General features: G+C 64.3%; 15 protein-coding genes. 13 read left to right on the top strand and 2 right to left on the bottom strand.

The features are described 5' to 3' along the window. Nucleotides 1–36 precede the first annotated feature (36 nt). From KCX59_RS21435 to KCX59_RS21385, 11 genes are all read left to right on the top strand, one after another. On the top strand, nt 37–951 hold the full coding sequence (locus tag KCX59_RS21435) for a shikimate dehydrogenase (RefSeq protein WP_179017956.1): 915 nt from the start codon (nt 37–39) through the stop codon (nt 949–951). Next, nucleotides 951–2,831 (top strand): bifunctional sugar phosphate isomerase/epimerase/4-hydroxyphenylpyruvate dioxygenase family protein, encoded by a 1,881-nt coding sequence (locus KCX59_RS21430; RefSeq protein WP_179017955.1) that lies wholly within the window; start codon nt 951–953, stop codon nt 2,829–2,831. The genes KCX59_RS21435 and KCX59_RS21430 overlap by 1 nt, the downstream gene beginning before the upstream one ends. A 50-nt stretch (nt 2,832–2,881) precedes the next feature. Beyond that, a complete protein-coding gene (gene pcaH, locus KCX59_RS21425) occupies nt 2,882–3,769 on the top strand; it encodes a protocatechuate 3,4-dioxygenase subunit beta (RefSeq protein ID WP_179017954.1) in 888 nt (295 codons plus the stop codon). Nucleotides 3,770–3,773: 4 nt separating this feature from the next. Next, nucleotides 3,774–4,373, top strand: a complete 600-nt coding sequence (pcaG, locus tag KCX59_RS21420) for a protocatechuate 3,4-dioxygenase subunit alpha (RefSeq protein WP_179017953.1) — start codon at nt 3,774–3,776, stop codon at nt 4,371–4,373. Continuing rightward, entirely contained in the window at nt 4,370–5,809 is a 1,440-nt protein-coding gene (locus KCX59_RS21415) for a lyase family protein (protein WP_179017952.1), read from the top strand. Before pcaG ends, KCX59_RS21415 begins: the two co-directional genes overlap by 4 nt. Next, entirely contained in the window at nt 5,802–6,605 is an 804-nt protein-coding gene (locus KCX59_RS21410; protein WP_179017951.1) for an alpha/beta fold hydrolase, read from the top strand. The genes KCX59_RS21415 and KCX59_RS21410 overlap by 8 nt, the downstream gene beginning before the upstream one ends. Further along, complete coding sequence (gene pcaC / locus KCX59_RS21405) at nt 6,602–7,060, top strand: 4-carboxymuconolactone decarboxylase (protein WP_178994496.1); 459 nt, start codon at nt 6,602–6,604, stop codon at nt 7,058–7,060. Before KCX59_RS21410 ends, pcaC begins: the two co-directional genes overlap by 4 nt. A 99-nt stretch (nt 7,061–7,159) precedes the next feature. Continuing rightward, nucleotides 7,160–8,374, top strand: coding sequence for a thiolase family protein (locus tag KCX59_RS21400; RefSeq protein ID WP_179017950.1), 1,215 nt, complete (start codon nt 7,160–7,162; stop codon nt 8,372–8,374). Nucleotides 8,375–8,388: 14 nt separating this feature from the next. Beyond that, nucleotides 8,389–9,093, top strand: coding sequence for a 3-oxoacid CoA-transferase subunit A (locus KCX59_RS21395; protein WP_179017949.1), 705 nt, complete (start codon nt 8,389–8,391; stop codon nt 9,091–9,093). 2 nt (nt 9,094–9,095) lie between these two features. Then, on the top strand, nt 9,096–9,764 hold the full coding sequence (locus KCX59_RS21390; protein WP_091463978.1) for a 3-oxoacid CoA-transferase subunit B: 669 nt from the start codon (nt 9,096–9,098) through the stop codon (nt 9,762–9,764). A gap of 178 nt (nt 9,765–9,942) precedes the next feature. Further along, nucleotides 9,943–10,746 carry an IclR family transcriptional regulator domain-containing protein gene (locus KCX59_RS21385; RefSeq protein ID WP_178994489.1) on the top strand — a complete coding sequence of 268 codons (804 nt, stop codon included), beginning with the start codon at nt 9,943–9,945 and terminating at the stop codon, nt 10,744–10,746. An 80-nt stretch (nt 10,747–10,826) separates the two neighbouring features. On the opposite strand, the gene KCX59_RS21380 is transcribed toward KCX59_RS21385, so the two are convergent. Together KCX59_RS21380 and KCX59_RS21375 are read right to left on the bottom strand one after the other, a co-directional pair. Further along, nucleotides 10,827–11,171, bottom strand: a complete 345-nt coding sequence (locus tag KCX59_RS21380; protein WP_178994487.1) for an iron chaperone — start codon at nt 11,169–11,171, stop codon at nt 10,827–10,829. A 40-nt stretch (nt 11,172–11,211) separates the two neighbouring features. Continuing rightward, a complete protein-coding gene (locus KCX59_RS21375; protein WP_179017948.1) occupies nt 11,212–11,610 on the bottom strand; it encodes a RidA family protein in 399 nt (132 codons plus the stop codon). 137 nt (nt 11,611–11,747) lie between these two features. Between KCX59_RS21375 and KCX59_RS21370 the strand changes: the two genes are divergently transcribed. Beyond that, nucleotides 11,748–12,611, top strand: coding sequence for a fumarylacetoacetate hydrolase family protein (locus tag KCX59_RS21370; RefSeq protein WP_179017947.1), 864 nt, complete (start codon nt 11,748–11,750; stop codon nt 12,609–12,611). 31 nt (nt 12,612–12,642) lie between these two features. Then, the gene (locus tag KCX59_RS21365) at nt 12,643–13,125 is read left to right on the top strand and encodes a cupin domain-containing protein (protein WP_179017946.1); all 483 of its coding nucleotides are present in this window, start codon (nt 12,643–12,645) and stop codon (nt 13,123–13,125) included. Nucleotides 13,126–13,128 lie beyond the last annotated feature (3 nt).

Raw genomic sequence — 13,128 nt, 5'->3', positions numbered from 1 at the left:
AAACGCCCCGGGTGCTGAAGTCAAAGGAGCTTTAGGATGAGCAACCGAGCCGAGTCCGTTCTGGTGGGCCTCATAGGCGAAGGGGTCATGCCCTCGCTCACGCCGCCCATGCACGAACGCGAAGCCGATGTGCAGGGCCTTCGCTTGCTGTACCGCCCCATCGACCTGCTGGAACTCGCGTTGCCGGCCACCGCCGTCGGGGACCTCCTCGCCGCCGCCCAGCGGATGGGCTTCAACGGACTGAACATCACTCACCCGTGCAAACAGCTGGTGCTTGAGCACCTGGATGAAATTTCCGACGACGCCCGCAGGCTGGGTGCCGTGAATACGGTCCTCATCCAGGACGGCCGGTTCATCGGCCACAACACAGACTTCTCCGGCTTCGGTGCGGCACTCACGTCTGGGCTGCCGAGCGCAAAGCTCGACCGCGTGGTCCAGCTTGGTGCCGGCGGTGCCGGTTCGGCCGTCGCGTATGCGCTCCTTAAAGCAGGGGTCGCCACGCTGGACCTCGTTGACATGGACCCATCCCGCGCCGCTGAACGCGCCGCGGAACTCGGCGGACTCTTCCCGGCGGCCACAGTCACGCCGCGCACTACCGCAGAGCTAAGCGGGATCATGCCCCTCGCCGATGGCCTGGTGCACTGCACACCGATCGGCATGGCCGCGCACCCGGGCCTGCCCCTCGACATCGATCTCCTGGAACCGCGGCACTGGGTCGCGGACATCGTCTACCGCCCGATCGAAACGCAACTGGTCCGCGAGGCACGTGGCAAGGGCTGCGACGTGCTCGACGGAGGCCGGATGGCAGTCGGCCAGGCGGCCGACGCCTTCCAACTCATCACCGGACGCGAAGCTGATCGTGAACGGATGCGGGCGCACTTCCTGGAGCTGATCGCAGTGGAAGACGCTGGGGCTTCCCTGACCCCCGAGCTGACGAAGGCGGGCAACTGATGCGCACCGGAATCGCCACGGTTTGCCTGTCCGGCACGTTGAAGGAGAAGATGCAGGCCTGCGCCATCGCGGGCTTCGACGGCATCGAGATCTTCGAGCAGGACCTCGTCACGTCCCCGCACAGTCCTGAAGACGTCCGGAAAATGGCCGCGGACCTCGGCCTGGGATTGGACCTCTACCAACCGTTCCGGGATTTCGACGGCGTCACTCCGGAGCTGCTCAAAGCCAACCTTCGCCGGGCCGAGGCCAAGTTCAAGCTCATGTCCCGCTTGGGCATGGACACCATCCTGGTCTGCTCCAACGTGGCCACGGCCACCATTGATGACGACGAACTCCGCGCCGCGCAGCTGACCGAGCTTGCAGAATTGGCCGGGGACCACGGTGTCAAGGTTGCCTACGAGGCCCTCGCCTGGGGTAAGTACGTCAACGACTATGAGCATGCGTACCGTCTGGTTGAAATGGTTGACCACCCCAACCTCGGCACCTGCCTGGACTCGTTCCACATCCTTTCCCGCGACTGGGACACCGCGCCGATCGAGAACATCAACGCGGACAAGATCTTCTTCGTCCAAGTCGCCGACGCCCCTAAACTGTCCATGGATGTGCTCTCCTGGAGCCGTCACTACCGTGTTTTCCCGGGTGAGGGCCAGTTTGACCTAGCCAAGTTCATGGGCCATGTAGTCCGCGCAGGATACACAGGTCCGGTCTCCCTCGAAGTCTTCAACGATGTCTTCCGTCAGTCGGACACCGAGCGCACGGCCGTCGACGCCATGCGCTCCTTGATCTGGCTCGAGGAGCAGAGCGCCAAGTGGCTCGCGAGTAGCCCCACGGAAACTGAAACCGCGGCCGGCAACGGCAGTGCGTCCCGCCGTCGTTATCCCATGGAACTTGCCACGCTGCCCAAAGTGAACGAGCCCGCCGGCTTCAACTTCGCCGAGGTCAAGGCCGACGACACCGTGCAGCTCGAGAAGCTCCTGGGCCAGCTCGGCTTCGGATTCGACGGCCGGCACCGCACCAAGGACGTCCAGCTCTGGACTATGGGCCAAGCCCGCGTGATCATCAACGAGCAAGCAGCCTCGCACTCGGAACCGGCTATCGCAGCATTGGGGTTCGACGTCGACTCTCCAGTGATTGCCTCCGCTCGCGCCCAGCAGCTCAAGGCGCCGGTAGTGGCTCGCAAGGTCCAAGCCGACGAGGAAGTCTTCCAAGGCATCTCAGCTCCGGACTCCACCGAGATCTTCCTCTGCCAGGGCAGCCCCGATGGCACCGCTGCATGGACGCATGAATTCGGCGAAGGGCTGGAGCACTCCGCAGCGCAGCAGAATGCCGTCATTGACCACGTGAACCTCGCCCAGCCCTGGCAGCACTTTGACGAAGCTGTCCTCTTCTACACCAGCGCCCTTGCCCTTGAACCGCAGCCTTTCGCCGAGGTCCCCAGCCCCAGCGGACTGGTGCGCTCGCAGGTCATGGAGACCAGCAACGGCGCGGTCAGGCTGGTCTTGAACCTGGCTCCCGCACAGCAGGCACAAGAAAAAGCCCGCAAAACATACCAGGAACACATCGCCTTCGCCGTGGACGATCTCGTAGCAACTGCCCGGTCCGCCCGCGATCGCGGCCTCGAGTTCCTCCAGATTCCGGCCAATTATTACGAGGACCTGGACGCCCGGTTCGATCTCGACCCTGGATTCCTGGCCACCCTCAAGGAGCTCAACCTCCTGTATGACCGGGACGCCAACGGCGAATTCCTCCACTTCTACACCGCCACCGTGGGCAGTGTGTTCTTCGAAATGGTGGAACGCCGGGGCAACTACGACGGCTACGGGGCGCCCAACGCCCCGGTGCGCCACGCCGTCCAATACGACTCGCTCCACCGGGTTTAGGCCCGCCGCCCAGCAAACCAAGAGAACCCATAAACCGAAAGGAGCCGGCCGTGCCGCAAGAACAGACCGCACAAGTCACTACCGCACAAGCGCTCGAATCCGAGGAACTCGTACCGCCCGCAGAGGCGCACGCCGCGCACGTTTCCCCCAAGAAGGTGGAAACCCAAGCGGACCTCAGTGCTGAGATGAAGGGCATCAGCGACCGCTACGCGGAGGCCCTGAAGAACGGCCGGGGGCCGGAGACCATGCCGCGTCTGGACTACGCGCCGTACCGCAGCAGCATCCTGCGCCACCCCACCAAGAGCCTGCACCACGCGGACCCGGAGACGATCGAACTTTACTCGCCCGCGTTCGGCCACCAGGACGTGCACGCGCTGGAATCCGACCTGACCATCCAGCACAACGGCGAGCCGCAGGGTGAGCGCATCATCGTTGCAGGCCGTGTACTTGATGGCGACGGTCGCCCTGTTGCCGGCCAACTCGTGGAGATCTGGCAGGCCAACGCCGCCGGACGTTACATCCACAAGCGCGATCAGCACCCCGCCCCGCTGGACCCGAACTTCACCGGCGTCGGCCGTTGCATCACCGGTGACGACGGCTCCTACAGCTTCACCACCATCAAACCCGGCGCATACCCGTGGAAGAACCACCTGAACGCCTGGCGTCCGGCGCACATCCACTTCTCCATGTTCGGATCAGAATTCACGCAGCGCATCGTCACCCAGATGTACTTCCCGGGTGACCAACTGTTCCCGCTGGACCCCATTTACCAGTCGATCGTGGACCAGGACGCCCGCGACCGCCTCGTGGCAGAGTACGACCATGAGCTCACCAGCCCCGAATGGGCGCTCGGCTACAAGTGGGACATTATCCTGACCGGTTCCAAGCGCACCTGGACGGAAAACGAAGCATACGGCGACGCCGGGGACGAGGAGTAAGCACATGGGCAAGCTGACACCCACACCGGGCCAGACCGTAGGCCCCTTCTACGGCTACGCACTTCCCTTCAACAAGGACAACGAACTGCTGGCACCAGGCAGCCCCGGCAGCATCCGCCTGCAAGGCACGGTATATGACGGCTCGGGCAGCACCATCCCGGACGCCATCCTGGAGATCTGGCAGCCGGATTCCGACGGCAACATCGTCCAGCGCACCGGCTCCCTGGTCCGCGACGGCTACACGTTCACCGGCTGGGGCCGCGGCTCTGTTGGCAACTCCGGGGTGTACACGTTCACCACGGTCAACCCCGGCCCCACGGCACCCGGTGCTGCCGCCTTTATCTCCGTGGCCGTCTTCGCCCGCGGCCTCATGAACCGCCTGTTCACCCGCGTGTACCTGCCGGAAAACGAGGAAGCACTGGCCAACGATCCGCTGCTGCGCTCCTTGGAACCCGAACGCCGTAAGACGCTCATCGCCCGCCGCGACCCCGACGGAGGCCTCACTTGGGACATCCGCCTGCAGGGCGGCGATGAGACCGTCTTCCTGGACTTTCAACAGGACGGCTCGCTGGAAACCAGCGTCAACGCGGACACCCCGGCATGACCGACGGCGACTTCGGCCTCCTTAGCCCCGTCTCGGCGTCGCGCGCTGTGGCTGCGCTGACGGGCGACCGTGCCGTGATCGCGGCAATTCTCGACGTCGAAGCCTCCTGGGCTGCCGTCCTCGAGGACGCGGGGCTCGTCCCTGCCGGGTCTGCCGCTGTGGTGGCCGAAGCCGCCGATGTTGACTCTTACGACGCAGCTTCGGTGGCGGAACGGGCCCAAGGTGGCGGAAACCCGGTCATTCCGCTGCTCGGTGACCTCCGCGCGCGGGTCAAGTCCTTGGAATCGGCCGGGATCGGCGCCGGCAAAGCCGTCCACACCTCGCTGACCAGCCAAGATGTCCTCGACTCCGCCCTCATGCTGCTCGCCAGCCGCACCGTTTCTGCTTTGCTGGTTGACGTAAGGAGCACGACGACGGCGCTCGCCACCTTGGTAGGGGAACATGCGGAAACGCTGTGCGTGGGCAGGAGCCTCACGCAGCATGCGCTGCCGTACACGTTCGGGCTCAAGGCTGCCCAGTGGTTCCAGGGTGTCGCGGCTGCGGCTGCCCGGCTGGAGTCGCTTCAGTTGCCGGTTCAGTTTGGCGGGGCCGGTGGAACGCTGGCTTCGGGGACCAGGTTGACTGCGGGATCTGCTTCCACGCCGTTCGATCTGGCCGATTCCTTGGCGTCCCGGCTTGGCCTCGCACCAGCTCCTGCTCCCTGGCACACCAACCGCCTCGCTGTCACGGCGCTTGGAGATGGCCTCGCTGCCCTCCTCGATTCCTTCGGGAAGATCGCCGCGGACTTGCTGTTCCTGAGCCGTCCTGAAGTGGGCGAGCTCGGCGAACCGTTGGCCGCCGGACGCGGGGTTTCTTCGGCCATGCCGCAGAAGCAGAACCCGGTGCTGTCGGTGTTAATTCGCAGCGCAGCGTTGCAGGCTCCGGGGCTGGCATCACAGTTGCACCTGGCCGCTGCGACCTTCAACGACGAGCGACCAGACGGCGCCTGGCACAGCGAGTGGCCGGCCTTGCGGCAGTTGCTCGCGTTGGCCTTGGGCGCAGCCGGGCATCTTCGCGAACTCACAAAGGGCCTCCGCGTCTTCCCCGATGCGATGCGCCGGAACCTGGAGATCTCGGGACCGCTGCTGCTCAGCGAAGGTGTGGCGGCCGCCGTCGCCCCTCTCCTCGGTGAGGACGGAAAGCAGAAGCTGCAGGCCGTCGTCGACGAAACCCTCAAGGCACCTGCCGCAGAGCAGGGCCGAATTTACACCAAACTCCTGCGCGAAACCGTCCCCGCGGACAAGCTTTCTGATGCCGAACTAAAAGCGCTCCTGGACCCTGCCAGCTACCTCGGTGAAGCATCCGGGATCGCACGGCGCGTGCTGGCCGCCTACCCCGACTTCGTGGCGCCAGCCGAAAACACCGGAACCCCAACGAAGGGAGCCACTCGTGGCTAAGCCAACTGTGAAGGCCGTGCTGCTTTCCCCGCAGCGTGAACTGGGAACCAATCCGCTCCTGGTGGTGGGTCCGTCGTTGGGTACGTCCACCGTTCTCTGGACCGAAACCGCGGCACTCCTTGGCGACGACTTTGACGTCATCGGCTGGGACCTCCCCGGCCACGGCATCTCGCCGACCGTCACCGAAGGTTTCGATGTGGCGGAACTGGCTGACGCCGTCGTCGACCTTGTCGATTCGGTGAGCCCGGGCGCAAGGTTCCACTACGCGGGCGTCTCGCTGGGCGGGGCCACCGGCCTGCAGCTCGGCATCAAGCACGGCGACCGACTGCTCAGCCTGTCCGTCCAGTGCAGTGGCGCCAAGCTCGGCACGCCGGAAGGCTGGCTGGAGCGCGCCGAAACCGTTCGCAAACTCGGCACCCCTGTCATGATTCAAGGCTCCGCCGAGCGCTGGTTCGGTCCCGGTTTCATGGACCGCCAGCCGGACATCAGCAGCCGGCTCCTGCACGCCCTGCGCGACGCCGACCGCTTCGGCTACGCCTTCTGCTGCGAGGCCCTCGCTGTGTTCGATGTCCGCGAGCAGCTCGGCAGCATCACCGTCCCCACACAGGTGATTGCCGGCGTCGAGGATTCAGTAGCGCCGCCGTCGATGGCTGAAGCTGTTGCCGCTGGCATTACTGCGGGCGGCGGTACTGCTCAGGCGATGGCGCTCGACGGCGTCGCCCACCTTGCGCCTGCCGAGGCGCCGGCCGCCGTGGCTGATTTGATGCGCACCTTCATGAAGGAGAACGGACGATGAGCATTTCTTCCCCCGACAGCTTCGCCCGGAATGGCGCAGTCCAGCCCGACGCCACCGCCCAGGACATTTACGACGCCGGCATGGTGGTCCGCCGCGAAGTGCTCGGCGATGCCCATGTGGACCGCGCCAACGCCGGCAAGGACTCCTTCACCGAGGACTATCAGGACATGATCACCAGGATTGCCTGGGGTGGCATCTGGACGCGGCCCGGCCTCAGCAGGCAAATGCGCTCCGCCGTTACCCTCACGGCGCTGGTGGCGCACGGTCACTGGGAGGAGCTGGCCATGCATATCCGGGCAGCCCTCAACAACGGCCTGAGCAGGGACGAGATCAAGGAAATCCTGCTGCAGACCGCCATTTATTGCAGTGTGCCGTCGGCCAATTCGGCCTTCAAGACGGCCCAGAAAGTATTTGCCGAAATCGACGCCGCTTCCCCCTCCAACGAACCCAACTAGCCCCCCAACGAACCCAACTGAGTAACAGCAAACGTCCCACTGAGGGCCCATAGCGACGTTTGCTGTTACTCAGTTGGGAAAGAGAACGAAGGAAAACCCATGAACCAGGCTTTCGTGTACGACGCCGTGCGCACGCCCTTTGGCAAGTTCGGCTCCGGTCTTGCTGCTGTCCGTCCTGATGACCTTGCTGCCCATGTGGTCCGCGAGTCCGTCAAGCGTGCTCCCGGCCTGGATGTTGAGCGGATCGACGAGGTGGTGTTCGGCAACGCAAACGGCGCCGGCGAGGAAAACCGCAATGTCGCCCGCATGGCTACCCTGCTGGCCGGTCTCCCGGTCTCCATTCCGGGCACCACGGTGAACCGGCTGTGCGGCTCGTCGCTTGACGCGGCGATCATTGCCTCGCGCCAGATCAACGTCGGCGACGCCGACCTCATGCTGGTGGGCGGCGCCGAATCCATGTCCCGGGCTCCGTGGGTGCTCCCGAAGACGTCCAAGCCGTACCCGGCCGGTGACATGACACTCGCGTCCACCACGTTGGGCTGGCGTTTGGTGAACCCGGCCATGAACAAGGACTGGACCATCTCCCTGGGTGAAGCCACCGAACGCCTCCGCGAGAAGTACGGCATCACCCGGGAACGGCAGGATGCCTTTGCAGCTGACTCGCATAACCTGGCCGACGCTGCCTGGAACGAAGGCTTCTACGATTCGTTGGTCTCGCAGGTTCCCGGCACTGACCTGGTCCGCGACGAGGGCATCCGTGCCGGATCATCGGCGGAGAAGCTGGCTGGGCTGAAGACCGTGTTCCGGCCTGAGTCTGACGGGCCCGACGGCGGCACGGTCACCGCCGGTAATGCCTCACCTCTGTCTGACGGTGCTTCGGCCGCATGGATCGGTTCGGAGGCCGCTGCCGGGATTCTTGGTTTGGAGCCCCTGGCCCGCATCGCTGGCCGTGGCGCGCATGGCAACGATCCCCAGTTCTTCGGCTTCGCACCCGTGGAGGCCGCGAACAAGGCCCTCGCGAAGGCGGGCATCGGCTGGGACCAAGTTGGCGCCGTCGAACTTAACGAGGCGTTCGCCGCGCAATCGCTGGCGTGCGTTGACGCGTGGGGGATCGACCCCTCAATCGTGAACCAGCACGGCGGGGCGATCGCGATGGGCCACCCGCTCGGGGCTTCCGGGACGCGCATCCTCGGGACGCTCGCCCGTTCCTTGCAGGCTTCCGGGCAGCGCTGGGGCGTCGCAGCGATCTGCATCGGCGTGGGCCAGGGCCTGGCCGTGGTGCTCGAAAACGTTACTGCCGGCGCATCGGCATAGGAGGGTTAAGGATCATGCTGAATTTCATTGACACTGTTGGCGAGGCTGTCGCCGGCATCAAGGACGGCTCCACGGTAATGATCGGTGGGTTCGGCAACGCCGGGCAACCGTTCGAACTGATCGACGCACTGATGGATTGTGGCGCGAAAGACCTGACCGTGGTCAACAACAACGCCGGTCAGGGAGATCAGGGCCTGGCGTTACTGATCAAGGAAGGCCGGGTCCGCAAGATGATCTGCTCCTTCCCGCGGCAGTCCGATTCCTGGCACTTCGATGCCAAGTTCCACGCCGGTGAGATCGAGCTGGAGTTGGTCCCGCAGGGCAACCTGGCCGAGCGCATCCGGGCTGCCGGCGCCGGAATTGGGGGTTTCTTCACGCCCACCGGATACGGCACCACGCTGGCCGAAGGCAAGGAAACCCGCATTATCGATGGGCGGGGCCAAGTGTTCGAGACCCCCATTCACGCCGACGTCGCCCTGATCAAGGCACTCAAGGCGGACGGCAAGGGCAACCTCGTCTACCGCAAGACCGCACGGAACTTCGGCCCCATCATGGCCGCCGCAGCCAAGCACACCATCGTGCAGGTCACGGAAATCGTGCCCACCGGTTCCCTGGATCCGGAGAACGTGGTGACCCCGGGTATTTACGTCAACAGCGTGGTCTGCGTCGATTCAGCCGGAACATCAGATTCCGCCGGGACAAAAGAGAAGGTGGCCTGATCATGAGCACACAAACCAGCATCCAGACTTCGGAGAAGCCGCTGGGCCGCGACGAACTTGCCCAGTTGGTGGCCCGCGACATCGTCCCCGGCTCGTTCGTGAACCTGGGCATCGGCCAGCCGACACTCGTGTCTAACTACCTCACCGAGGAACAGAACATCACGCTCCACACGGAGAACGGAATGCTCGGCATGGGCCCGGCAGCCCTTGGGGATGACGTCGATGGCGACTTGATCAATGCCGGCAAGATCCCCGTCACCGAACTGCCCGGAGCCTCGTACTTCCACCATGCCGACTCGTTCGCGATCATGCGCGGCGGGCACCTGGACATCTGCGTGCTCGGTGCGTTCCAGGTCTCGGCCACCGGGGACCTCGCCAACTGGCACACCGGCGCCCCGGACGCCATCCCCGCCGTGGGTGGCGCCATGGACCTGGCTACAGGCGCCAAGGACGTCTTCGTGATGATGACGCTCCTGACGCGCGAGGGCGTGTCCAAACTTGTGGAACAGTGCACCTACCCCCTCACCGGCGTCGGCTGCGTCACTCGCGTGTACACGGACAAAGCAGTGTTCCTGACAGGTCCCGACGGCGTCACCGTGCGCGAGACCTTCGGCTGCACCTTCGAAGAAATCCAGGAGCTCGTTCCGCTGCCCCTGAAGAAAGCAGAGTAGGCCCCGCAAGTTGCACGCTCCCCGTTGTGAGGCCCGCTCTGCGGGGTATTTCGGGAAGTTAGCCTGCAGAGTAGGCCCCGCAAGTTGCACGCTCCCCGTTGTGAGGCCCGCTCTGCTGGGTATTTCGGGAACTTGGCGTGCAGAGTAGGCCCCGCAACGCACCCTAGGATTGGTAATCATGACCGATTCCCCAGTAACCCCGCAGGCCAGCGACCAGTATGTTCAGTCGTTGGCACGGGGTCTGGCCGTGATCCGGGCGTTCGACGCAAATAACCCGGTGATGACCCTCAGCGAAGTCGCAGCCCGCACGGACCTGACGCGCGCCACCGCCCGGAGGTTCCTGCATACCCTGGTTGAGCTCGGCTACGTCCGCACCGACGGCAAGACCTTCGCGCTCACGGCCAAAGTGCTGCAGCTTGGTTACTCGTACTTGTCGGCGTTGTCCCTGCCGCAGTTGGCCCAGCCGCACTTGGAACAGTTGAGCCTGAGGCTGGGGGAGTCGACGTCCGCCGCGGTCCTGGACGGTCCGGACATCTTCTACGTGGCCCGCGTCGCCACGCGCCGGATCATGAATGTGGGGATCACCGTGGGCACGCGATTCCCGGCTTATGCCACATCCATGGGTCGCGTCCTGCTGGCCGGTTTGCCGCAGGCCAAGTTCGAGGCCTACCTCTCGACGGCGGAACTTACGCCGATCACGCCGCGAACCGTCGCCAGCGTTCCCGACTTGAGGGCCGCCGTCGAGCATGTCCGTTCGCAAGGGTGGTGCCTTTTGGACCAGGAGCTGGAGATCGGGCTGATGTCCATTGCAGCGCCGGTGTGGAACCACAACAACGGCGACAACGTCGCGGCCATTAATGTGTCCCTGCAAGCTCAGGCAGTCGCGTCCCAGCCGAACCCGGTGAAGTACCTCGACGCCGTGCGCCAGGAAGTGGTCGCGACGGCCAACGCCATCTCGCAGGATGTTTCCGCCAAGCACTAGCCCACCCAAGTAGGTCGCAGATCAGGCCGTTATGAGGGCTCAAAACGGCCTGAACTGCGACTCAGTTGGGACAGGCGGGACTATTTCCGGATCGCTGCCAGCCGCGTCTCCAGGATCCGCCGCACCATGGAGTCCGGCACGGGATTATCCGCAGAAAACCGCAGCGTTCCCGGCGACCACGAATAACCACCAAGCTCCTCCGACATCTCCGGGAGGATCTGCCCGCTGAACGGGTAGAGGGCCAGGTGCTTTGTGGTTTCCTGCACGCTCAGGAAGCCCTTGCCATCAACCAGCAGCGCGGGCATTCCGTAGCTGACGCCTTCTTCGGCGTCGGGGGCCAACTCGCGGGCGATCCCCACAATCCGCTCCAGAATTGAGCGGTTGGCCTCGCTGACGCCCTCAAGATATTCGGTGACGGTTCCCATAGGGACATGCTTCACCACGGGCACCGCAAGGGCCAGAGGTTTAGCGTTCCGGAATCACCGCGATGCCCTGGATTTCGATCAGGGCCTCTTTCTGCCAGAGGCGCGTGACGCCGATGCCGGCCATTGCGGGGTACTGCGAGCCCGCCATTTCCCGCCAGATTCGTCCGATTTCGCGGCCGTTAGCCATGTAGTCGTCCACGTCGGTGAGGTAGATGGTCACGTTGACCAGGTCTTCGGGCTCTCCGCCGGCCTCCCGCAGCGTGGTGATCACGTTGGAGAACGCCTGCGTGAACTGCTCCACGATCCCGCCGGGAACGATGTTCATGTTCTTGTCCAGGGCAGTCTGCCCGCCCAGGAAGACAGTGTTTCCGGCAAGGATGGCGTGCGCGAAGCCCGATGGCTTGGGCAGCGATTCCGGGTTGATGGTCTGGTGGCTCATGCTGTTCCTCCTCGTTGTGGCAGCTGCAAAAACTTTTGGAAAGCCTCTGTGCAGATCATTTCCGCCGTGCTACGTTGAGCATATGTGACGATCGTAAAAAAGTCGACACATCATAAAATCTCGAAGGGAATCCCGCAATGAAACTAGCCACCTTGCGCACGGCCGACGGAAGTACGACGGCGGCACTCGCCACGGGTGCCGGCTCTTACATCGCGTTGCCCGCCACTGACGTCGGGGCCCTCCTGGCGCAGCCGGAGTGGCGGTTGGTCGTCGAGAAAGCAGCAGAGGCTGCCGCGTCCAAGGAGCAGAAAGTCATCGCGGCAGGCGAAGCAGACCTCGCACCGCTCCTTCCCCGCGCCGGCAAAGTCATCTGCTGCGGTCTGAACTACGGTGACCACATCCGGGAAATGGGGCGCGAGCTTCCCGAATACCCCACCCTCTTCGCCAAGTACGCGGACACCCTGGTCGGAGCAAACGACGCTGTGGAAGTCCACGGCAGCGGCCGCGTCGACTGGGAAGCCGAGCTCGCCGTCGTCGTGGGTTCTGAACTGTTCCGCGCGGACGAAGACCAAGCCCGTGAAGCAATCGCCGGTTACACGGTGGCCAACGACGTTTCCATGCGCGACTGGCAAAACCGGACCCTGCAATGGTTCCAAGGCAAAGCCTGGGACGGCACAACCCCTGTAGGCCCGGTCATGGTCACGGCAGATGAAGCCGGCGAACATTTCGACGTCCGCGGTTACGTCAACGGCGAGCTTGTGCAGCAGGGGAACACCAGCACATTGGTGTTCGACCCGGCACAGCTCCTGTCCTACATTTCGCAATTCACCACCCTGCGCCCGGGCGACCTCGTCCTCACCGGAACGCCCGGCGGAGTGGGGATGGGAATGACCCCGCCGCGCTTCCTCAAGGACGGCGACATCCTCACCACCGAAATCGACGGGATCGGCCGGCTGGAGAACCAGTTCCGGATCCACGCACCAGTCCCGGCAAACGCCTAAAAGCCTCACACCTCAACAAAAGGAGAGACCCATGAGCCAGACCACCACCGAATACCGTCTCGAAGGCGACAACTCCATCTACGCGCAGGCTGACGGCAAGGTTGTCCCCGTTGTCACCCGCGCCGGTGCCGAAGACACCAACACGGCTCAATCCGGCGACTGCATCCGCGTCTCCGGCGTCAGCATCCAGCACACCCCGGCAACCAAGATCTGGTTCGGCCAGGTGTCCAACACCCCCGGCTACCGCTCACTCCCGCACCACCACGGTGAGGCAGAGACCGGTGGTTACGTGCTCCGCGGCCACGGCCGGATCTACTTCGGCGAGAACTACTCAGAGTTCATCGACATGAAGGCCGGCGACTGGGTATTCGTTCCGCCGTTCATGCCCCACGTAGAAGCCAACATGTCCATCACGGAGGAGCTCGTCTGGCTCACCGCGCGCACACCGGAGAACCTCGTGGTCAACCTCGAAGATGTCGCAGACGAAACTCTCGCCGACTACCGCCGGGCCTAAGCC

It is taken from the genome of Paenarthrobacter nitroguajacolicus (assembly GCF_051027655.1).
Lineage (GTDB): Bacteria > Actinomycetota > Actinomycetes > Actinomycetales > Micrococcaceae > Arthrobacter > Arthrobacter nitroguajacolicus.
The sequence above is the reverse complement of the archived record's forward strand: the minus strand, read 5'-3'. Positions and strand labels throughout refer to the sequence as shown.